Genomic DNA, 23,337 nt, shown 5'->3' with positions numbered 1-23,337 from the left:
GGCGCCCTGGCGGCTTCCCGCCAGAACAGACGGGTGCGAACAGACGGGTACGAGCTGCGGAAACCGGGACAGCCCCAAGTACCGTCCGTAACAATGAAGGTGCGGCAGAGTCACAGGCACCATGCAGCGGAGTCACAGGCACGACGCGGCGGAGTCACACACAACGGGGACGTGACGCATGGACGGACGCGTGGAGTTCAAGACCGACGACGGGGCGCTGGTCCTCGTCGAGGGCATCGAGGACGAGTCCGGCTCCCGGCTGGTGTCCCGCAACGACGGGACCGTCCAGGCCGCGCGCACTTTCGAGGGCTCCCTGGAGGGCGTGCGGGCCGCGGCCGAGTCCGCGCTGCGGGTGTTCCGCGACGGCAGCCTGCGCCCCGACTCGGTCGAGATCGAGTTCGGGGTCAAGCTCACGGCGGAGGCGGGCGCCCTGATCGCCAAGAGCGCGGTCGAGGGCCACCTGCTGGTCAAACTCTCCTGGTCTCCCGGGCCGTCCGACGGCTCCCAGGAGACAGCCCCGCCCTCATGACCAGCGCCTCCTGGCACGCGCGGATCACCTGCGGCCGTGAGACCGGCGCCGGCTTCCTGGTCACCGAGCGGCACGTCCTGACCTGCGCACACGTGGTCGGCCGCAGCGGTACGGACCCGGTGGGCGTCTCCTTCGCGCCGGGCGAGGCCGCGATCCCCGCGCGGGTGGTCGCACACGGCGGCTGGGACGGCCGGGAGGCCGACCCCGGCGATGTCGCCGTACTCGAGCTGGACCGCGATGTGCCGATGAAGCCCGCGGAGTTCGCGGCGCCCTCCGACGCGTACGGCGATCCGCCGCGCAGGCTCCTCGCCTACGGGTTCCCCAAGCGGTACGACGAGGGGACGATCGCCGAATACCGGGCCACCGCCGACCAGTTGATCGCCGGCGAGTGGGTCCAGCTGGAGGCGTGGGCCGCGCACGGACAGCCTCTCGTACCCGGCTTCAGCGGCGCGGCGCTCACCCTCGCGGACACCGGCCGGGTCGTCGGCATGGTCTCCGCCGCCGCCCGCGACCCCGGGATCCGCAACGGCCGGATGCTGCCCGCGCACATCATGGCCCGCTACTGGCCCCGGCTCGGCGAACTGATCCCGACTCCGGAGTACGGGCGGCCGGAGAAGGAGCGGCTGCGGGAACTGGTGGCGGGGTACAGGGCGTCGGAGGTGCCCGAGTGCGGTCCCGAGCGGCTCTACCGGGACGCAGTGGGCCCGTTCGGGCCGCCGGTTCCGTCACGCGGGTTCGCGTCGTTGTGGGACGCGGCCTGGTATTTGCTCTCCGAGGTCCCCGACACCGGAGCCGTCGCCCGGTTCGCCGCGCGGCTCGCCGACTTCACCGAGGACGCGCCTACGAGGGGCGCGCTGCGGACTTGGCCGCGGGGCCCGCACGGCCGAGGCGGCGCTCCGCCGGTACACGCTCCCGGCGACCACCGCGCCGCGCCGGTACCCGCTCCCGCCGGCCGCCCCGCCTCCGCGGCGAGGCCCTGGTCTCCCATCCTCGTGGAGATCGCGCCCAGCGGTTCGGGCGACCACCAGTTCCTGGTCGAGGTGTCCGCGTACAACGGCCGGCACCGCCGGGTTGTCGGCTCACGCCCCCTGCCCGCCGAGCGCGTCCGCGCCTACGTCCTGGAACGCATCGACGAGGCCTACCACGAACTGGAGCCCGACGCCCGGGAGTTGATCGCCTTCGTACTGCCGCGGCGCTGGCTCAACACGGATGTGGCGCACTGGAAGCGCAGCGCCGACGACGACAGTCCGCTCGGCTCCTTCGCGCCGCTCGTCGTGATGGACCTGGAGCGGCGGCGCAGCGGCGGCCTGCAGCACATGCTGCTGAAGAAGTGGCAGCGCCTCGATGCGCAGCCCGGGGCACGGCTGCACCGCATCGGCTGCGGGGCCGTGGGACAGGACCCGGTCCGGCTGACGATCGGGCTGCGGCGCGGCGCCGACATGGTGGGTTTCGCCTCGCCACCGCGCGCGGACGGCACCCGGCGGCTGTTCCAGGCGAGCCTGAATGCGGCGGTGCCGGTGATGCTGTGGCCGCGCACCGGCTGCCGCGGCGAGCAGCGCGGCGGGGTGCACGAGGACTGCTCGGGCGCCGCGTTCCTGGACCGCCTGGCAGAACACCTGGCGGACCTGCCGCCGTCCGAACTCCCCACCTACATCCACGAGTTGCGCGAGACGGCGTACGCCTCCGACGCGCCGGAACCGCACTGGGCGTACGACCTTGCCCTGCTCTGGGAAGACCCCAGATGTCTGCCCGACCCCGTCGGCTATCTGCACTCGCCGGTCGGCTGAACACCGCCTGCCAGGCGTAGGGACCGGCAACGCAGCGAGGAGAGAGCATGACCCTGTGGCCCGTCTACACGGGTGGGAGCGAGCCCCACGACGGCATCGCCAAGCTTCCCGCGCCGCCGCCCTGGCGCGACTTCGACGGCGGCCCCGAGCTGGACACACCCGCCGCGGACGGCGACACCTCGGCCACCTCCCCGGACCGCAGACACCGCGCCCGCACCTACCGCGCCACCGACCGTGCGGTCCAACTCGTCAACGCAGCCCTGTACTTGCGCCGCCCGCTCCTGGTGACGGGCCCGCCGGGCAGCGGGAAGTCCTCGCTCGCGTACGCGGTGGCAAGGGAGTTGAAGCTCGGCCCGGTGCTCCGCTGGAACATCACCAGCCGGACCATCCTGCACGACGGGCTCTACCAGTACGACCCGCTCTCCCGCCTCTACGACGCCGGTCGCGCCGCCGCGCGCGAACTCCCCGCGGACAGCGAGCTCCAGGACCATCTGCGCCTGGGCCCGCTGGGCACCTCGCTTCTCCCCTACCGCCGCCCCCGCGCCCTGCTCATCGACGAGATCGACAAGAGCGACCTCGACCTGCCCAACGACCTGCTGAACATCCTGGAGGAGGGCGAGTACGAGATCCCCGAGCTGGTCCGGTCCGCCCGCCACACCCCGGCGGCCGAGGTGATGATCGCCGGTACGGACGACCGTGCCACCGTCTCCCGCGGCCGGGTCCGCTGCCGCGCCTTCCCCTTCGTCGTGCTGACCAGCAACGGCGAGCGCGAGTTCCCGCCCGCCTTCCTGCGGCGCTGCGTCCGCCTCGAACTCCACCAGCCGCGCGACGCCCACCTCGAAAGCATCGTCCGCGCCCACCTCGGCGAGCCGGACGGCTACGCCCGCGAGCTGATCACCCGCTTCCTCTCCCGGGGCACCGGCGGCGAACTCGCCACCGACCAGCTCCTCAACGCCATCTACCTGACGGGAGCGGCGGGGCTCGACGCGGCGTCGCGGGACGACCTGGCGGAGCAGCTGATGCCGTATCTGAGCCGGACCCGGGACGACGATGAGTTCTGAGGGGCCTCCTGACCGGGGCCGCGAAGGACCCGCCGCGTCGCCGGGTCGGGCAGCGGGCGGGAAGCAGCCGACCTCCGTCGAGCCGACGGAGCCTCTGCGGCCCTCGGGGCATCCGGACCCGGGCCGCCAAGGACCCGCCGAACTCGCCGAGTTGCTGGGGCGGGCGTCGGGCGAGGCGCCACCGGCCTCCGTCGAGCTGGCGGAGTTGCTGTGGCTCGCGGGCCACATCGCGGCCCCGCGCGAGGCGACTCCCGCCGCGCCCCGGCCCGGCGAGCGCCCCGCCGCCGTACCCCGGCCACCGGCGGGGGGACCCGCGCACCCGGGCACACCGCCGGACATACCCCCGGCGAACCCGCCCGCCGAACCCCACCGCCCCGACGACCGCGTCCCCCTGCTGCTGCCCGGGCCCGCGACCGCCGACGGGAACGACGAGAACGGAGCCGCTGCGGACGAGCCCCGTCCCGGCCCGCACACCACCCTCCTCGCCCCCGCTCCCCCGATGCTGCCGCACCCCCTCGCCATCCAGCGCACCCTGCGTCCGCTCAAGCGCCGGGTGGACGCGCCCGTCGGGCAGGAGCTCGACGAGGAGGCGACCGCGCACCGCATCGCCCGGCTCGGCGCAGCGCCCCGCTGGTGGGTGCCCGTGCTGCGCCCCACCACCGAACGCTGGCTCACCCTGCACCTGGTGTACGACTCCGGGCCGACCATGCCGGTCTGGCGCCCGCTCGTCCGCGAACTGCACACCGCCCTCGCCCAGTCGGGCGTCTTCCGCACGGTGGAGCTGCACCGGCTGACCGCCGACGGCACGGTGGTGCGCCCCGGCTCGCAGGAGTCGTACGCCACCGGGCGCACCGTCACCCTGCTGGTCAGCGACTGCATGGGCCCGCAGTGGCGGAGCGGCCCGGCGGGCACCCGCTGGTACCGCACGCTGCGGCGCTGGGCGGCCCATATGCCGGTGGCGGTGCTCCAGCCGCTGCCGGAACGCCTGTGGCGCACCACGGCCCTGCCGGCCACCACCGCGCGGATCACCTCGCCCTGGCCGGCGGCCCCCAACTCCACGTACGCCGTGGACTCCTACGTCACCGACTCCGACGCGCTCCCCCTCCCGGTCCTGGAGCCGTCGGCTCCCTGGCTGGCGAACTGGTCGTCCCTGGTCGCGGGCTCCCCCCATCTCCCCGGCTCCATCGCCCTGTTGGACCTCGCTCCGCCGCCGGCCCCGGTGGACGAACAGGGCCGGAGCGACGTCGAACAGCTCTCCCCCGAGGAACTCGTCCTCCGCTTCCGCTCCATCGCCTCCCCCGAGGCCTTCCGGCTCGCCGGTCATCTGGCCGTCGGGCGCCCGGAGTTGCCGGTGATGCGCCTCGTCCAGGCCGCCATCGAGAAGAACCCGCAGCCGCGCCATCTCGCCGAGGTGATCCTCAGCGGAGTCCTCAGCAGCACCCCGGGCGCACCCGGCTCGTACGCCTTCCGTCCCGGCGTACGAGAACTCCTGCTGCACACCCTGCCGCGCACCGCCCACAGCCGCACCTCCGAACTCCTGTCCCGGATAGGCGCGTTGATCGACGCACGGGCCGGGATGGCCGCCGGGGAGTTCCCGGTGCTGGTTCCCGGACAGGGGGATGCCTCCGCTGGGGGCGAGCCGTTCGCGACGGTGCGGGAGGAGAGTGTGCGGCGGCTGGGCGGGGTGTCGCCGCCCCCGCCCGGCGGGCTGGTGCTCGGCCGGTACCGGATCGTACGGCGGCTGGGGCGGGCCAAGCGGGTGATGCTGGCCGAGGACACGCAGGCCGACAGGACCGTGGTGGTGATCGCGTACTCCGCACTCGCTCCAGGGCTACAGGCGAGCGTCTCGTATGACGTGGCCCCGAACTCCGCACTCGATCCACTGCCGCACGCGCAGTTCCTGCAGGACGCGCGGGCCCTCGCCGCCGTCGACCACCCCAACGTCATAGCGGTGTACGACTACGGCATCGAGGGCGACATCCCCTATCTCGTCACGGAGTTCGTGGAGGGGCTCACCCTGGCGGAGCTGACGGCAGAGGGGGGCTTCGGGCTGCCCATCGCCCTGCTCGCGCCCCTCGCACAACAGATCGCGGGAGCCTTCAAAGCGCTGCACGAACAGGGCGTCGCACACGGCAGCCTCACGCCGAACGGCCTGATCGTCCGCCCGGACGACACCGTGAAGATCACCGGCTTCGCGCTGGGGAGGACGGCCTGGCGCAGCGAAACGACCGACCTCGACAACTTCGGTCACCTGCTCCGGGAGCTGGCCCGTGGGGTGGTCGCCCCCGAACTCGGCGGAATCCCCGGCGAGTTCCGCACGTTCTTCGACAACGCCCTCACCCCTCTCACCTCCTCGCAGGTGGAAGCTCAGCGCCGGGGCAGGGACCTCTTCCTCACCCCCTCCTTCTCCCAGGTCATCGAGGCCGCCGAGGCGACCCGGTACCGCTACCAACTGCTCGGCCGCGTGCTGATCCGGCAGGGCGGCCGCACCCTCCCCGCCTTCGCCCCCAGGGAACAGGCCCTGCTCTGCATGCTGCTCCTCCAGCGCGGCAGGCCGGTGACGCAGGACGTACTGATCCAGGGGCTGTGGGGGCCCCGGCCCCCACAGCGCGCCGAACGTCTCCTGGCCACGTACGCCGCCGGTCTGCGCAAGGCCCTGGGCCCCGGAGTCCTGGCCACGACCGCCGAGGGCTATGCCCTGCACGCCAACCCCGGCACCGTCGACGTCAGCCACGGCGAAGACCTCGTCACCGCAGCGAAGTCGATGCGGGGCAACGGGAACCTGGCGGGGGCCCGCGAGTTCGTCCAGCAGGCCATCAGCCTGTGGATCGGGGACCCTGTCGACGGCGTCCCCGGCCCCGCCGCCGAAACGGCCCGCGGCCGGCTGCGCGCCCTCCGCCTCACCCTCTGCGCCACCCGGGCCGAACTCGACCTGGAACTGGGTGACTTCGAACGGGCGGCCATCGACCTCGGCGTACTCCTCCACTCCCACCCCCAGCGCGAGGACTTCCGACGGCTGCGCATCCTCGTGCTCAAGGGCCAGGGCCGTATCGCCGAGGCCATCGAGGCGTACGACGAGCACGAGCGGCGGCAGTCCGGCGAGCTGGGGCCGATCTGGCGCGAGCTCTACCACGAACTGCACGCCCTGCCCGAGGACGGCCGGCCCGTCATCGTCATGGAGTGCGTCGACGCGGACGACCGGCCGGGGGCCCACCGCACGCTCGCCCACCCCCTGACCTGGCTGCTCTCACTGAGCGGCCTGGCCTCGGGCCAGTACGACATGAACACCGTCGACGGCGGCTACCTCGTACTCACCCCGCCCGAGACGTCCGTACTGACCGTGCTGAAGACCGCGCTGCGTGAACTACCCGGCATCCTCCTGGAGTTGACGGACCTGCCGAGAGTCCGGCTTACGTTCTGGCACACCGCCCAGCCCGCGCCGACGGACCTCCCGGCCGACCCGGACCTCCCGGCCATCGAGATCGCCGTCTCCCCCGTTCTCTACGAAGACCTCATGAGCGGCGACACCACCGGCGTCGACCCCGCCCTCTTCGGCGCGGTGTACGAGGAGTCGTCGACCACCGGCCAGCCGCTGGCCTGGCACTGCTCCCTGGAACTACCCGAAATCGCCCCGGAACCCGATCAGGACGACCGCGATCTGGTGCGGGGCCCCTTCACGACGCGCAACCTGAGGACGATCCGCGTCCCCGAACCCGGCCGCGCGGCCATCGTGCACACCCAGCCCAACAACCTCCCGCTGACCCTCCTGAACCCCAACCAGCCTCATGGCAAGCGCACTTCATGGCCCCTCATCACCTACTACGAGGTCGACCTCAGCACCCATCACGCCAGTCACGAGCTGCTGCTGCGCAGCTCGGGCGGCAGCTCCTTCACCGCGTCGGTGGAACTGTCCTGGCACGTCGACGACGCCGTGGCCTTCGTCCGCAGCGAAACCACCGACGTGTCCGGGCAGCTCCTCGACCACCTGGTCAAGGAGGCGGGCCGGATCACCCGCCGCTACCCGCTGGGGCGCGGGGGCGCCGCCCAGCTGGCCGTGCGCGAGGCGCTGCGCAGATGGCCGGTGCCGGGGCTGTCGGTGGTGTGCGCGGTACGGCTGCGCGAGGGCGCCCCGCCGCCGCAGGCCCCGCCCGCGGACCCGGCACGCAACCCGGTCAAGCGCAGGGCCGAGGCACGGCAGCGGTCGCTGGCCGCGGCCCTGGACGGCGCCGAGTGCGTGCTCCTGGGCTTCGACGGCCCCTTGGCCCGGCTGTACCCCGGACACGCGGAGGAGCAGCAGGCCGCCCGGCGTCTCGCCGCCCTCCTGGTGGAGCTGCGTCATCCGGACGAGGCGCTGAGCGGCTCGCCGCTGGGCACCGCCCGGTCACTCCTGGAGGGAAACGTCAACCCACTGGACCTGTTGCGCGCGCTCGCGGACCACCGGCTGGCAGCCGACCTGCGCCAGGAACTCGACCGGATCGAGTTGGGAGCCGTCCACTCAGCGCGGCCCACCGCTCACGCCGACGTCTTGGTCGGCGTGCTCAGCGCCACCCCCATCCGGGGAGCAAGCCTGGTCACGGACAACTCACTGGGCGCCGTCATGGCGTATCTGAGGAAGCGCAAACTCTCCGTGCCAGTCCACGCACGATCCAACGACCTCACCCTGCTGATGCCGAACCCCGATTGCCTCCACCGCGCCCTGAACCAGTTCAGCACCTCCCCCTCGGACGCCGTATTCATCGGTTCCTCCGTCGCCGAGCTGACCGCCGCGCACTCGATCGGCCTCCCCTTCATCGGCTACGCCCACAGCGAGGGGATCGAGAGGCACCTGACCCGCGCGGGTTGCGAACACACCGTCACTTCCCTGGCGCCGATCCTCGAAGCGATCCGCACCGGATAGGGCGCCCGCCGAAGACCACCCGTCCAGCGGCACCCCACCCGGCCCCCCACAAAAGGCGACACCCCGTCAGCGACCGCACGATGCGAGAGAGGACCGCCGCCCGGCGGAGCCCCACCGTCTGCGCTCTCGGGAGGATCTGCCATGACCGACAGTCTGGAGCAGTTGCGCCGCTGCCACTTCGCCGTCGATCTGGGCGCGGCGAGGACCCGTGTGTATGTGAAGGGCGCGGGGCTGGTCGTCGACCAGCCGAGTGTCGCGGCGATCAACACGAATACCGGCGCGCTGATCGCGGTCGGCGAGTTCGCGGAGAAGATGACGGGACGTACGCCCGACTACATCCGGGTGGTACGGCCGGTGTCCGGCGGCACGGTCGTCGACATCGACATGGCGCAGCGGATGCTGCGGCAGCTGCTCGGTGACAAGGTCCGCCGCACCCTGCGCCGCAAGCCGCGGCTGCGGGCGGCCGCCTGTACGCCGCACGACGCGGACCCCCTCGCCCAGCGCGCGGCGATCGAGACGCTGGTCGGACTGGGTGCGCGGCGGGTCGAGCTGGTCGACACACTGATCGCCGCCGCCGTCGGATGCGGGCTGCCCGTGGAGCGGCCGGAGGCCACCATGATCATGGTGTGCGGGGCGGCCGCGACCCAGCTCGCCGTGCTGTCGCTTGGCTCGATCGTCACCGCCGAGCGCATCCCGGTGGGCGGCGAGGCCGTCGACCACGCGATCGTGCAGCATCTGCGCCACCAGCACGAGCTGATGCTGCCGAGTCAGGCCGTACGGCCCCTGCAGCTCGCCCTCTCCGGCAACGGGCTCACCCCGCACGGCCCGGCGTCGACGGAGATCCACGGACGGGACGTGGCAACCGGCCTCGCGCGTTCCGTGCAGGTCGACACCGCCGCCGTACGCGATGCCATCCAGACCCCGCTGACCGCCGTACTCGACGGTATCGGCAAGGTATTGCGCTCCTGCCCGCCCGATCTGGTGGCCGACCTCGCCGACCGCGGGATCATGATGGTCGGCGGCAGCGCCCTGCTCCCCGGGCTCGATCAGATGCTGCGACAGGCGACGGGCATGCCGGTGCACATCGCGGAACGGCCCGACGTGTGCGCGGTCCAGGGTCTCGGCTACATGCTGGAAGGCAAGATCGAGCCCCTGGTGCTCGACCCGCTGGCGGACTGACGCGCCCCGGCGGTCCCGGCGTCGGTGGGGGGGTACGACCGATCTCGCCCCCGGCGCCGGAGGGACCCGGTACGACCACTCCCGTCCCCGGCGTCAGAGCGACCCGTACGAGCCGTTCCCGTCCCCGGCGCCGGAGGGACCCCCTATGACCGATCCCGTCCCCCGCCTCCCGCCCCTCCTGGAAGCCGTCCTCAGTGTCGGCACCGACCTCGAACTGCGGGTCACGCTCCAGCACATCGTGGACGGTGCCGCCGAGCTGACGGGCGCCCGGTACGCGGCGCTGGGCGTGGCCGACCCGGGGCTCGACGGACTCGTGGAGATCTGTACGGCGGGCCCGTCCGACGGCGGGACCGCAGCGGAGGACGACTCGGCGGACGACTCCCTCGGCGTCCCCATCCTCGTCGACGACCAGGAGTTCGGGACCCTCCATCTCTCCGACAAGGAGGGCGGCCCGTTCACCGACGAGGACGAGCAGCTGCTGAAGCTGCTGGCCACCCAGGCCGGCATCGCGATCGGCAACGCCCGGCTGTACGAGACGGCCCGGCAGCGTGAGCGCTGGATCGAGGGCGCGGCGGCCGTGACGACGGCGCTGCTCACCGGTGAGGCCGCCGCCGACGCGCTGATGACCGTCGCCGAGCGGGCCCGGGTCCTCGCCGACGCCGCGGCGGGCGTCATCCTCCAGGCCACTCCGGAGGGCGGCATGGAGATCGTGACCGCCTCCACCCTCGACGACCCCGGGGACATCGTCGGCACGACCATCGAGCCGGGCAGTCCCGTCCTCGAGCAACTCCTCGGCGGTGAACCGGTGTTCATCGAGGACTCGGCGACCGACCCGCGGATGACCACGCCGGTACGAAGCCGGTTCGGGCCCAGCATGATGCTCCCCCTCCAGGCGGACGGCCGCCTCATCGGCACGCTCGCCCTGCCCCGCCGGCGCGGCGACCGGCCGTACACCTCGGTGGAGCGGCTGCTCGCCACGCAGTTCGCCTCGCAGGCCGCGCTGGCACTGGTCCTCGCCGACGCCCAGCACAGCAGGGAGCGGCTTGCGGTCTACGAGGACCGCGACCGCATCGCCCGCGACCTGCACGACCTGGTCGTCCAGCGCCTGTTCGCCACCGGAATGATGTTGGAGTCCACCCAGCGTCGCGGCACCGGTGGTGAAGGCGACGACGTGGACGACACTCTCGGCCGCGCCGTCGACGAGTTGCAGTCGACCATCCAGGAGGTGCGCACCGCGATCTTCGCGCTCCAGCAGCCGCCGGCCGACGCCCCCACCACCTTCCGCGGCAAGGTCCTGCGCGAGACGGCGGGCGCGGCGGCCGTCCTCGGCTTCCAGCCGTCCGTCCACTTCACCGGCCCCGTGGAGAACCGCGTCACGGAGCCCGTCGCCGGTCACCTCCTCGCCGCCCTGCGCCGCAAACTGGCTGCCGCGTCACGCCGCCCCGGGGTGTCCCGTATCGAGGTCACGGTCGACGCGACGGCGACCCTCCGGGACGGTCGCCCCGGCCTGCGCCTGACCGTGTACGACGACGGTGCCAGGGAGGACGGGGAGGGCCCCGGTACGACAGTCACCTGGCAGTCACCGCTGTGAATCCTGCGACGGCACACCGCCCGGCCCCGTCCGGCCGGTCGGCCGGTCGGTCGGTCGGTCGTCACCGCAATGCTCCCCCTGCACCTGCCGAACTGACGTCTCTCTCCTTTTCCCGCTTCCCAGCCGTATCACCCGGCCGCACATACCGAGTGAATATGACCGGAACGAGTCACTCACTCCGACGGACCCGCGTCTCGTAATCAGCTCCAAGAGAAACCGGAGGTAGAGATTCCGCCCCGTATATGGACGTCGGACCAGGAATGGCTGCTCTCGCTGGTCACCCCCATACTTGAGCATGCGTGGAGAGCTCCACAGACTGCCGAGCCGTGGCGTGTTTCTTACGGTAAGGTCCCGCTCACCAGCCCTTCTCAGGTCTCAGACTGTCTCAGGTCTCAACCGTTGGAAGTCCCCACTTGCGGCGAGCCCGACCCGGCTGAGCCTTTAGTCAGAAAACGGAGCAAGAGACAGCCATGAACACCAGGGGCATGACGACGATCCAGCGCGACTCGGCCGACTCCCGGGCGACGCACAAGCGGCCCACACCACTGTCGGCCGTCAACACCCGCACCACCGCCGTCGCGCGTTCGACCGGACGGCTCACCGACATCGCCGGAGCGCACTCCAAGAACCCGCATTTCAACGCGGGGCTGTGAAAAGGCAGCACCAGGCTTCATGACCTGGGGTTCCCGCGCCCCGGCGCGCCGGGAACCCCAGGGGCGTACGCCCGGCGCCAACTCCTTTGGCACAACGTTGACTTGACAGCGCCCCCCGCCGCCCCCTTCGCTGTGCCAAGTGCCCTATAGTGACGCGACCAACATCCAGGAACTGGTCCTGAAGATCCACAGCCGGTGCAATCTGGCGTGCGATCACTGCTACATGTACGAACATGCGGACCAGAGCTGGAAAACACGGCCGGCCGTGATCTCCGAAGAAACGGTCGCGCAGGTCGCGAAGCGCCTTTCGGGCTATGCGGAAGCCCAGAGAATCGATTCCTTCTCAGTAATTCTGCACGGCGGTGAGCCCCTCCTCGTAGGTCCGGCCCGCCTGCGCCATATCTGTGAGGAACTCACCCGCGCTCTCGCCCCGATCACCACTCTGGATCTCCGCATGCACACCAATGGCATGCTGCTACGAAGACAGCATTTGGAGATCTTCGACGAATTCGATCTGAAGGTCAGCGTCTCCCTCGACGGAGACCAGGTCGCCAATGACCGTCACCGGCTGGACCGCCGGGGCCGCAGCAGTTACGACCGGGTGCTGCGCGGGATCGACCTTCTGCGGACTCCCGAATTCCGGCACCACTATGTCGGACTGCTGTGCACCGTGGACGTGACGAATGATCCGGTCACGGTGCACGATGCGCTCACCGCGCTGGATCCGCCCCGTATTGATTATCTGCTTCCGCATTCCACTTGGGACAACCCCCCGCCCGCCTGGCCGTCCAACCTCCTCGGGTCCACGGAATCGAAGACCCCGTACGCCGACTGGCTCCTCAAGATCTTCGATCGCTGGGAGGAGCAGGGGCGCCGGGTGCCGGTAAGAACCTTCGACTCCGTGTTGAGCACGCTGCGCGGCGGTCCGAGTCTGACGGAGGCGATGGGCCTGGCCCCCTCCGATCTCGCGGTGGTGGAGACCGACGGCGCCTTCGAGCAGGCCGACTCGCTCAAGACCGCCTACGCGGGAGCTCCCGCCACCGGATACGACGTCTTCCACCACACCTTCGAGGAGTTCGCCCAGCATCCCGGTGTGCGCGACCGGCAGTTGGGCATCCAGGGCGTCAGCGAGACCTGCCGGAAGTGCCCGGTCCTGGACTCCTGCGGCGGCGGGCTCTACGCACACCGCTACCGCACCGGCAGCGGCTTCGACAACCCGTCCGTGTTCTGCGCGGACCTGCGCGGCTTCATCGAGGGTGTCGCCGAGCGGATCACCGATCGGGCGCTGTCCCCCACCGTGCACGACGGCGAAGAACTCCGTTACGCACAGCAGGAGTTGACCCGCGAGCTGCTGGCAACTCTGAACGACCGCGGCACGGACCAGGACGACGACTGGGGCGAGGTGTGGGCGGCCCTCCTGGTGCTGGACGGGGACACGGACTGCGCCCCGCATCTCAACACGGTCCTGACGCATCCGTACGTACGCACGGCGCTGCGCCGCGCCTGGGGCGGCCCCGCCGACACCGCCCACCTCGCATCCCTGGTCGTCGCCGCGGCCGTACGGGCAGGTTCCGCCCTGACCCTGTCGTGGCAGCAGCGGGACACGGAGCTGCACCTTCCGACACTGGGCACCCTGACGCTGCCAGGGTCCGGCCGGATCGAGGTGGAGGTGACGACGGACGGTTTCCGTGTGCACCACGGCACCGGCGGGCAGGACACCCTGTCCGTGCGGCCGGACGAGGAGAACAACCCCCCGGACTGGCGGCCTCTGACACCCATGGGCCCCACGCTGGTGATCGACGACACCGATCCCTACCGCGACTGCTACCCCGTCCCCGTCGCTCCTCCCCTGGACGCCGGCGAGCGCCGCGTGTTCCGCAAGCGGGTCGTGCGGGCGCAGGAGCTGATGGACGAGCGGATGCCCGGCTGGCGGAGTGACGTCAACGCGCTCACCCTCACGACCGTGACCCCGTTGGAGGCCGGTTCGGGTCTCCGGCTCGGCGAGCACGGTCCCGGCGCGCTGGGCGTGGCCGTCGACCTGGAGCCGGAGGAGTTCCTGCTGCACCTGCCGAGGCTCGGGCACCTGGCCAGGTTCACCGGCCTTCGGGAGACGACGGACCTGGCCCTTGCGGGCAGCGGGGCGGGGCGGCTGCTCGAAGCGGCCTGTGAGGCGATCGGCACGGCGGCCTGCAGCCCGCCGCCCGGAGAACGCCCGGAGGCGCGATCACGGGCGGACGCCCTGGAGCGGGCCCGCAGCACGCTCACCGAACTGTCCGCGCTGCCCGAACGGGACCTCACCGAGAGCGGAGCCGCTCTGGTCGAGCAGCTGTGGGCGGAGTGGGAGGAACGGGCGAAGGCGCACGAGCTCGCCTGAGGAGGCCGCCCATGAACTCTTCACCCCGTCCAGGGAGTTGACGGTCCGGCGCTTTGGCCGGGAAGGACGTCACTCTTCGGGACATGTAGGTGGTCGTCGACCTCACCGGCGCCCGGATGTCCGGATATCGCCAGTGAATGACGTGAAACAAACGGCACGCGTGGGCAGGGCGTCGGGCACATTGTTTGTTCCGGCTCGATGACATCCCCCAGGGGGTTCATCAGTCAGCAGGGGGGCGCGTGGACACACCTGAACGGGAACGGGCTTCGGACAACCGGCCGTATTTCTTTCTGAGTTACGCCCATACGCCACCCTGGGGGCCGCACGGAGGCGATCCCGATCACTGGGTGCATGTGCTCTTCACGGATCTGTGCGACCACATCATGGCGCTCACGGATCTTCCGGCCGGTGCTCCCGCGGGTTTCATGGACCGGGAGATGCGGTCGGGGGACGGGTGGCCGGAGAAACTCAGTGAGAATCTCGCGACCTGCCGGGTCTTCGTTCCACTTTTTTCACCGCGCTACTTCACGAGCGAGAGCTGCGGTCGGGAATGGTTCGCGTTCAACGAGCGCATTCTGCGGGCGCGGGCCACCGGTGCCAGTGCCGGTACAGCCATTGTCCCCGCCCTGTGGACGCACATCGATTTCGCCCAACTCCCGGACTCCGTACGGCACATCCACGTCGACCACGGTGCCTTCGGGGACCGGTACGCGGCGAACGGGATCTACGGGCTGATCAAACTCAACCGGCTGCACGACGAGTACGAGGAGACCGTTCTCGGGCTGGCCCAGCGGATCGTGCGGGTCGCACACGAGTCGCCGCTGCCCTCCAGCAGGCCCCGCGCCCACGAGCGGACGCCCAGCGCTTTCAAGCCACGCGGCGAGGGCCCCCGGCGTATCCATCTGACGGTGGCCGCGCCCACCCGGCACAGCGTTCCCGAGCACCGTGACGTCCGCCCGTACGGCGAGGACGCCCAGGACTGGAACCCCTACCATTCGGCCCGGCCGCTGCCCGCGCTCGCCGAGGAGCTGGTCCGGTCGCTCGACTACCGGATCACGGTGTCCTCCTTCGACGACGAGGACCCCGGTGCGGACCCGCCGCCGGACGACGCGGACGACGCCGATGCCGGCGACAAGTCGCCGACGAGCCACCCCGGCATTCTGCTCATCGACCGGTGGGCGCTGACCGACGAGGAACGGCGGCGCAGGCTCAAGGCGTTCGACGCGAACGCCCGCCCCTGGGTCAGTGCGGTCGTCCCCTGGAACCGGGCCGACATCCAGTGTCACGGCGCCGAGGGCCAGAAGCTCACCGAGGAACTGGAGCGGACCCTGCCGCTGATCCTGGACCGGGGCAGGCGCACCGACAGCCGGCTCGCGGTCAACGGCGTGCCGACCCTGAAGGCCTTCACCGACGTACTCCCCACCGTCGTCGCCCACGCGACCCGGCAGTACCTCAAGCATGCCAAGGCGTATCCGCCACCGGGCCCGTCGATCCCCAGGCCCCGCCTGACAGGCCCCACCCACCCGCCGCTCCCCGATGGCGGATCCGAATACGGAGGAGAAGAAGCATGACGGCGGAGCAGGACGGACGCATCATCACCTTCTACTCGTACAAAGGCGGCACAGGGCGCACGATGGCCCTGGCCAACACTGCGTGGATCCTCGCGGCCAACGGCAAGCGTGTGCTGGCCGTCGACTGGGACCTGGAGGCTCCGGGGCTGCACCGCTTCTTCCACCCCTTCCTCGATCCCAACGCGCTCGCGGCCACCACCGGTGTCATCAATCTGATCCACGACTACGCCTGGGCCGCGACCACCGGACCCCAGCGCTCCGGCGCCTGGCACCTCGACTACGCGCACGTCGAGCAGCACGCCATCTCGCTCACCCCCGAGCGCCTCGGACTGCGCTTCCAGGACGGCGGTTCGCTCGACTTCCTGTCCGCCGGACGCCAGGACCGCTCGTACTCGGCGACCGTGTCCTCCTTCGAGTGGGACAACTTCTACGAACGGCTCGGCGGCGGGCTGTTCCTCGACGCGCTGCGCGACGACATGAAGGCCAGTTACGACTACGTCCTCATCGACAGCCGGACCGGGCTGTCCGACAACGCCGACATCTGCACCATCCAGATGCCCGACGTGCTCGTGGACTGCTTCACACTGAGCGACCAGTCGCTGGACGGCGCGGCCGCCGTGGCCCGCAGCGTCGAGGACGGCTACCGCAAGCGCACCATCCGGGTGCTGCCCGTCCCGATGCGCATCGACGAGGGCGAGAAGGAGAAGGTCGACGCCGGACGAGCCCTCGCCCGGCTGAAGTTCGACGGGCTGCCCAAGGGGCTCGGCGGCGAGGAGCTCGGTTCCGAGGACCTGACCGCGTACTGGGGCAACGTCGAGATCCCCTACCGCCCTTACTACGCGTACGAGGAGACGCTCGCCACCGTCGGCGACGAGAGCGGTATCGCCAACTCGCTGCTGTCCGCCTTCGAACGGCTCACCTCCGTCATCTCCGACGGCGAGATCACCTCGCTGCCGCCGGTACCCGAGCCGGTGCGACTGCGCTGCCGTGACGCGTTCCTGCGGCGGCGGCCGCTGGCGGCGACGGCCAATGTCGTCCTCGCGTACGCGGCGGAGAACCGCACCTGGGCCGACTGGGCCGACGCGATCCTGCGGCGCTGCGGCTGCGTCGTCACGCTGCACGAGATATCCACCGGTCCCGTCGAACGCCCGGACCCGACGGTGCGCACCCTCGTGCTGCTGTCGAAGGCCTTCCAGAAGTCCCGGTACGCGGACGCCATCTGGCGCGCCCTGAGCGACTCGGACCCGGAGGGCGTGCACGGCACCATGGTCTCGCTGCGCGTCGACGACGTCCCCACGCCCACCTCGTACCGGGACCACAACCCGGTCGACCTGCACCGGCTCGACGACGCCCAGTGCGTCACCGAGCTCCTTGGCGCCGTGGACGTGCCGGCGCAGCCCGTCGACATCGGGCCTTCGGGACCCCGGTTCCCGGGGAACACTCCGGCGATCTGGAACGCCCCCCAGCGCAACACCACCTTCACCGGCCGCAATCTCATCCTGGACCGGGTCCGCGACCAGCTCGGCGGCGGCGTGTCCGCCGTTCTGCCGCAGCCCCAGGCGCTGTTCGGGCTCGGCGGGGTCGGCAAGTCGCAGGTCGCCATCGAGTACGTACACCGCTTCATGGCCGACTACGACCTGGTGTGGTGGATCTCGGCCGAGCACGAGGACGACATCGTCGCCTCACTCGCCGAACTGGCCGCCCGTATCGGTGCACCGGGCGGCGAGGACATGACCCTGGCCGGCCAGGAGGCGTTGCAGATGCTCGCCCGCGGGCTGCCGACCAAGCGCTGGATACTCGTCTTCGACAACGCCGACGACCCGGCGAGGCTCTCCCGCTACTTCCCGACGGGCGGCGGTGGACACATCCTCATCACCTCGCGCAACCAGGCCTGGGCGCAGCAGGGAACGTCCATGCCCATCGACGTCTTCCTGCGCGACGAGAGCGTCGAGCACCTCACCCGGCGTGCCTCCGGGCTCAGCGAGGACGAGGCCGACAAGGTGGCGAACGCGGTGGGCGACCTGCCCCTGGCGGTCGAGCAGACGGCGGCCTGGCTGGCGGAGACGGCCACCCCGATCGACGACTATCTGCGCCAGCTCGCCGAACAGACCACCGACGTGCTGGCGCTCAACCAGCCCGCCGACTACTCCCACTCGGTGGCGGCGACCTGGAACATCTCCATCGCCCGGCTGAAGGAACGTTCACCTGCGTCGGTCCGTCTGCTCCAGCTCTGCGCTTTTCTCGCCCCCGAGCAGATCTCCTCGCAGCTGCTGTACAGCAAGGAGATGATCGACGACCTCAAGCGGTACGACCCCGCGCTCCAGGAGAGTCTGCTGCTCGGCCGCGTCATCCGTGAGATCGGCCGGTTCGCGCTCGCCAAGGTCGACCAGGTCAGCAACAGCATCCAGGTCCACCGGCTGGTGCAGGCCGTGATCCGCGCCCAGCTGACCGAGGAGGAGCAGCGGCAGGCCCGGCACGTGGTGCACACCGTCCTTGCGGGTGCCCGCCCCGACGGCGACGAGCCCATCGACGACCCCGAGACATGGCCGCGCTTCGCCGTCATCTGGCCGCACCTCACCGCGTCGGACGCCCGCAGCTGCAAGGAGGCCGAGGCCCGCCGCCTGCTCATCGACCGCGTCCGCTACCTCTGGAAGCGCGGCGACTTCCCCAACGCCCAGCAGCGTGCCGAGGACCTGCTCGCGCACTGGAAGCCGCTGCTCGGCGAGGACGACGTGCAGTACCTGTATCTGCGCTGCCAGCTCGCCAGCGTGCTGCGTTCCCAAGGTCGCTATGTGGAGGCCCGCGAGATAGACACGGAACTCCTGGAGCGCCAGCGCAGCGTGCTCGGCCCCTCGCATCCGCACACGTACGTCACGACGTCCAACCTGGCCAGTGACCTCGCGGCGCTCGGCGCCTACCGGTCCGCGGTCGAACTCGCCCGCGAGGCGCACCAGGGCTTCAGCCAGATCTTCCACGAGTCGCACCGGCGCACCCTCAGTGCGGCCAACAACCTCGCGCTGGCATTCCGCATGGTGGGCCGCTACAGCGACGCCCGCGCCCTCGACCAGGAGACGCTGGACCGGCGCACGGAGGTGCTGGGGCCCGACCACCCCTACACCCTGTCCTCGGCCGAATGTCTCGGCCGCGACCTGCGGGAGGTCGGCCGCTACTCCGAGTCCGTGGCACTGCTGTCGCGCGCCTACGACGCGCACAAGCGCATCCTGGGCAAGAGTTTCCCGGGCACCCTCAGGTGCGCGAAGTCCCTGGCCGTCTCGCTGCGCAGGGCGGGGCAGCTGGAGGACGCCCGGCGGCTGACGACCTCGACCAGGGCCGAGTACCGGGCCCAGTACCCGGCGCCGACTCCGGACTCCCTCGCCTGCGACCTCAACATGGCGGCCGACCTGTTCGCCGCCGACGAGCGCGACACGGCGCGCGAGGTGGCCCAGGAGGCGCTGGCCGAGTATGTGAAGGTGCCGGGCAAGGACCACCCGTACACGCAGGCCGCTCTCAACAACCTGGGGATCTTCCACTGGGGCTGCGGAGACGCCGCGGCGGCGGAGGAGGTGTTCGGCCAGGTGGTGCCGAGGATGGCGGAGGTGCTCGGGGAGCAGCATCCGCACACTCTGTTCTCCGGCATCAACTACGCCAACGTGCTGGCCGACCAGGGGCGCTTCGACGAGGCCCGGGAGCTGGAGAAGAAGGCGGTGGACACCCTCGCCGAGGTGCTCGGCCCGCATCACCCCGAGACCCTGGCCGTCGTCAGCAACTCCACGCTCACACTGAGCGCGCTCGGCCGCGAGGACGAGGCCCACCGCCTGCGCGACGAGGCTCTCCCGGAGCTGCGCAGGCTGCTCGGGGACGAGAACGGCATGACCCAGTTCGCCGAGATCAAGCGACGGATCTACCGGGATCTGGAGCCGCTGGCGGTCTGAGGCTCTTTGGGTGGGACACCTCGCCGTCAGTCGGGGGTGTCCCGGGTCAGCCAGTTGAGTGCCTGGGGCAGTGCGCGCAGTGCCGAGAAGTGGGCCGCGGTGGGTTCGACGACCGTCCTGACCCGCGGGATGCGGTCGGCGAGCCAGGAGGCGTGGGAGGCCGGGGAGTACACGTCCTTCCCGCCGTGCCACAGCATGACCGGCACCCGGATGTCGGCGGGGTCGAATCCCCAGGGACCGGCGAGAGCGAGGGCGTCGTCGATCCATCCGTACGGTGAAGTGCGCAGCGCCTCACGGAAGTTGCGCAGCATCATCGACCTCATGCCGGTGTCCGAGACGATCAGCCGGTCGTCTTCGGTCAGCTCGCTCCGCAGCTCTTCGAGGAGCCGTGCGGGATCACTGCGGATCGCGGCGGAGCGCGGGATCAGCCGGGCCACGAACCGCTCGGGGTCGGTGGACGCGGTCCGGAACTCGTTCACGTTGGACGGCGCCATCCCCGCGAACCAGTCGAGCCCCTCCGCGTCCCGCGGCGCGAGCCCGACGAGCGCGGCGGCCCGGGTCACCCGGTCCGGCAGCAGCGCGGCGCAGGCCAGCGCGTGCGGGGCGCCTCCGGAGCGGCCGGCCACCGCGAACCTGTCCAGCCCGAGGGCGTCCGCGACGACGGCCACGTCCTGTACGACGTCGACGACGCGGCGTCCGGCCTGACGGTCGGAACCTCCGTACCCGGGACGGTCGTAGCTGATGAGCCGCGTGCCGCGCTGATACAGGAACATGGACCGCGGCCGGGGTCCGACCCGGCTGCCGGGCGTGCCGTGCAGCAGGAACACCGGCCGGCCGCACGGATCGCCCGAGGTCTCGACCCGCAGCAGCCGCCCGTCCGCCGTCCGCACATGGTCACGCACAGCGCTCCCCCCTCCCTCGGTCCGGTGCGGACCGGGACAAATGCTGCACGATCCCTGCCCAAACGCCCATGCCATGAAACGAATCCGCAGGTCAACAGGCTTGCACATAAACCCACTTGGCGACCGGGACAGCGCCGAACCGCGCCGCCGGCGTGCTGCGCGCCCGGAGTGCCGTCGGCTTCGCGGGCGGGACCCGGCCGGCCCGCGGCCGGCGGCGCCCTCCCGCACGGCCGGACACAGGGCTGCTCTAGCCTGTCGCGCATGAACGCACCGGGGGATCTCGTCGACGGACGCTTCGAGCTGCTCGAGCGGCTCGGCAGCGGAGGGATGGGGACGGTGTGGCGGGCCCGCGACACCGTGCTGCACCGCGATGTCGCCCTCAAGGCCGTACGGCCGGACGCGGAGGCCTCCGAGGCGGTACGGGAACGGGTGCTGCGCGAGGCCAGGGCGCTCGCCCGGCTCAGTCACCCGCACGTGGTGACGGTTCACCACATCGTGGACGTGGACCCGCACCCGTGGATCGTGATGGAGCTGGTGCCCGGCGTCTCGCTCCAGGACCGACTCGACGAGGGACCCCTGGCGCCCGTGGAAGCGGCCCGCCTCGGCCGCCAGGTGCTCTCCGCCCTGCACGCCGCGCACGCCGCCGGCATCCAGCACCGCGACGTCAAACCCGCCAACATCCTGCTGCGCCCCGACGGCACCGCGGTCCTCACCGACTTCGGCATCGCGGCCCTGCACGGCTCGACCGCGCTGACCGCCACCGGCGAACTGGTCGGCTCGCCCGAGTACATGGCCCCGGAGCGGATCCGCGGCCACGGCGACGACCCGGCCTCCGACCTCTGGTCCCTGGGACTCGTCCTGTACGTCTGCGCGGAGGGCGTCAGTCCGCTGCGCCGCGCCACGACACTCGCCACCCTGGCCGCGGTCCTCGACGACCCGGTGCCGCCGCCGCTCCGTGCGGGGCCGCTCGCCCCGGTCCTGGAGGCACTGCTCGTACGGGATCCGGCGGCCCGCCCCGACGCGGCCCGGCTGGACGGGATGCTCGCGCAGGTCGAGTCGGGCACGACGCCGAACTGGGCGCGGCCGACGCCGACAGCGGTCCTTCCCCCGCCGCCCGTCGCCCCCGTGCCCACCCGGCCGGACAGCCCGCGGCCGCCGGACACCGGGGGCCGGCAGCGGAGCCGTACGAAAATCGCCGTCGCCGTGGCCGCGGTGCTCGCGGTCGCCGCGGCGAGCGCGCTGTTCCTGAACCTGCGCGACGAATCCGACGGCACCAAGGAGGCGGGTTCGGGCGGAAGCACGGGCGCACCGGCGAGCGGGACGCCCACCCCGCCCGCGAGTTCCGCGCCGGAGCCGTCCCCCAGCGCCACTGCCTCCACCTCGACGCCCGGACCGGCCGAGTCGAGCCCGCCCTCGCCTTCCCCCGAGCCCGGCCGCTGGATCGCCCAGCTCTTCTCCGAGCCCGTCAGCTCCGGAACCTCCGCACGGGACACGCGTCTTGCCGAGGTCAGGGAGTCCGTGCCCGACGCGGTCTTCGTCCGCAGCGACGACTACGCCTCGCTGCGCGCGGGCTACTGGGTGATCTACGCTCCGGGTCCCTTCACCGACGGCCGCGCCGCCCTGTCGTACTGCGAGGAGCACGGCCTGACCACGGCGAACACCTGCATCGGCCGCTACCTGAGCACGAGTTCGGCCGACTACGGCCTCCAGTGCCACCCGCCGGCCACCGCACCCACGGGCCGCTGCACCCGCTCATGACAGGGCGTAACCCCCGGGCACCTAAAATCTCGTCTCACATGGCGGTCGTCCCATGCGGCCGACGAGATGCCCCAGGCGTCCCGAAGGTTAAAGCGGAGTTACCACGGACGCGCTGGGTAAAAAACTCGAAAAAGTTCCACCAAATATGGAATATCCGATGGAGTCCGCCGCCGCTACTTGCTCCACACAAGCGTGGGTGCGGCATGTATGTTTGGAGTAATCCGCCGTACCCCGGCGGGCATCATGATGCCAGGGGGAGTGCAGAATGCTGGTCACTGAACGGCAACGAAAAGAACTCGCCTCCTTCCTTCGGAACCGGCGTGAACGGCTCACACCAGAGGCCGTCGGTATCAAGAATTCATATGGCCGCCGCCGCACCCCGGGCCTGCGCCGAGAGGAACTCGCCCAGCTCGCCGGGGTGAGTGTGACGTGGTACACCTGGCTCGAACAGGCCCGTAGAATCCGGGTGTCGAGCCAGGTTCTGAGCGGACTCGCACGGGCCCTGCGGCTCGACACGACGGAGACCGGGCACCTGTTCCGGCTGGCCGGTGAGTTACCACCCGCCACACAGGCACCCCGGTCGAGGGAAAGCATTCCCGCGCAATATCTGACGTTCCTCGAATTCCAGGATCCATTGCCCGCATTCATCGTCAACAACCGTTTCGACGTGTTGGCGTGGAACCATGGATTCTGTACGCTCTTCCCCTATTTCGAATCCCTGGAACAGAGCCGCCGCAACACCCTCGTGATGATGTTCGACGAGCGGGCCCGGGAAATGCACCCGAACTGGGAGCAGGACGCACTCGAGACCGCCGCGCTGTTCCGCGCCCAGGCCGCCGATCAACTCGCCCAGCCCGAATACGCGAAGATGATCGACGACCTCCAGGGCGAGTATCCGGAATTCCGGGAACTGTGGGAGCGGCTCGATCTCGCCCCGCCCGTCCCCTCCGTACGCTGCTTCGACCATCCGACCCTCGGGCGGATCGAACTCGGTTATGTGAAGCTGCGCCTGTCGAGCGCGGACGCGACCATGGTCGTCTATCAACCCGTCCTGGACAGCCGCCTGCTCGCCCGCTTCCGCGATCTGGTCGAGGAACGGATCA

General features: G+C 71.1%; 12 protein-coding genes and 1 pseudogene. 12 read left to right on the top strand and 1 reads right to left on the bottom strand.

Going from position 1 to position 23,337, the window contains the following annotated elements:
* The first annotated feature begins 178 nt into the window (after window positions 1-178).
* The 10 genes from OG246_RS17940 to fxsT all read left to right on the top strand — a co-directional run bounded on the left by OG246_RS17940 (window position 179) and on the right by fxsT (window position 19,574).
* A complete protein-coding gene (locus tag OG246_RS17940) occupies window positions 179-529 on the top strand; it encodes a CU044_2847 family protein (protein ID WP_266463004.1) in 351 nt (116 codons plus the stop codon).
* Complete coding sequence (locus OG246_RS17935; protein WP_266463002.1) at window positions 526-2,316, top strand: trypsin-like peptidase domain-containing protein; 1,791 nt, start codon at window positions 526-528, stop codon at window positions 2,314-2,316. Before OG246_RS17940 ends, OG246_RS17935 begins: the two co-directional genes overlap by 4 nt.
* Before the next feature lie 47 nt (window positions 2,317-2,363).
* Entirely contained in the window at window positions 2,364-3,377 is a 1,014-nt protein-coding gene (locus OG246_RS17930) for a MoxR family ATPase (protein ID WP_266462999.1), read from the top strand.
* Window positions 3,367-8,274 carry an SAV_2336 N-terminal domain-related protein gene (locus OG246_RS17925; protein ID WP_266462995.1) on the top strand — a complete coding sequence of 1,636 codons (4,908 nt, stop codon included), beginning with the start codon at window positions 3,367-3,369 and terminating at the stop codon, window positions 8,272-8,274. Before OG246_RS17930 ends, OG246_RS17925 begins: the two co-directional genes overlap by 11 nt.
* 141 nt (window positions 8,275-8,415) lie before the next feature.
* Window positions 8,416-9,453: a rod shape-determining protein gene (locus tag OG246_RS17920; protein ID WP_266462992.1), complete on the top strand. Its 1,038-nt coding sequence runs from the start codon at window positions 8,416-8,418 to the stop codon at window positions 9,451-9,453.
* Between the two features lie 145 nt (window positions 9,454-9,598).
* Entirely contained in the window at window positions 9,599-11,044 is a 1,446-nt protein-coding gene (locus OG246_RS17915; protein WP_266462989.1) for a GAF domain-containing protein, read from the top strand.
* A gap of 470 nt (window positions 11,045-11,514) precedes the next feature.
* Window positions 11,515-11,697: a hypothetical protein gene (locus OG246_RS17910; protein ID WP_266462986.1), complete on the top strand. Its 183-nt coding sequence runs from the start codon at window positions 11,515-11,517 to the stop codon at window positions 11,695-11,697.
* A gap of 139 nt (window positions 11,698-11,836) precedes the next feature.
* Window positions 11,837-14,071, top strand: coding sequence for a radical SAM/SPASM protein FxsB, inactivated metallohydrolase extension form (gene fxsB, locus OG246_RS17905; protein WP_266462983.1), 2,235 nt, complete (start codon window positions 11,837-11,839; stop codon window positions 14,069-14,071).
* Window positions 14,072-14,310: 239 nt separating this feature from the next.
* A complete protein-coding gene (locus OG246_RS17900) occupies window positions 14,311-15,642 on the top strand; it encodes a TIR-like protein FxsC (protein WP_266462980.1) in 1,332 nt (443 codons plus the stop codon).
* A complete protein-coding gene (gene fxsT / locus OG246_RS17895; protein WP_266462976.1) occupies window positions 15,639-19,574 on the top strand; it encodes an FxSxx-COOH system tetratricopeptide repeat protein in 3,936 nt (1,311 codons plus the stop codon). The genes OG246_RS17900 and fxsT overlap by 4 nt, the downstream gene beginning before the upstream one ends.
* A gap of 26 nt (window positions 19,575-19,600) precedes the next feature.
* Here fxsT and OG246_RS17890 read toward each other — a convergent pair whose 3' ends face one another.
* Window positions 19,601-20,476, bottom strand: a complete 876-nt coding sequence (locus OG246_RS17890) for an alpha/beta fold hydrolase (protein ID WP_266462973.1) — start codon at window positions 20,474-20,476, stop codon at window positions 19,601-19,603.
* Between the two features lie 261 nt (window positions 20,477-20,737).
* On the opposite strand from OG246_RS17890, the gene OG246_RS17885 reads away from it, so the two are divergent.
* The gene (locus OG246_RS17885) at window positions 20,738-22,234 is read left to right on the top strand and encodes a serine/threonine-protein kinase (protein ID WP_266462970.1); all 1,497 of its coding nucleotides are present in this window, start codon (window positions 20,738-20,740) and stop codon (window positions 22,232-22,234) included.
* 265 nt (window positions 22,235-22,499) lie between these two features.
* Window positions 22,500-23,273, top strand: a pseudogene (locus OG246_RS17880) (helix-turn-helix transcriptional regulator); the annotation flags it as partial.
* Window positions 23,274-23,337: the final 64 nt, after the last annotated feature.

This window comes from Streptomyces sp. NBC_00620 (assembly GCF_026341825.1).
GTDB lineage: Bacteria > Actinomycetota > Actinomycetes > Streptomycetales > Streptomycetaceae > Streptomyces.
Note: the sequence above shows the minus strand (reverse complement) of the source record. Positions and strands in the feature narration are given on the sequence as shown.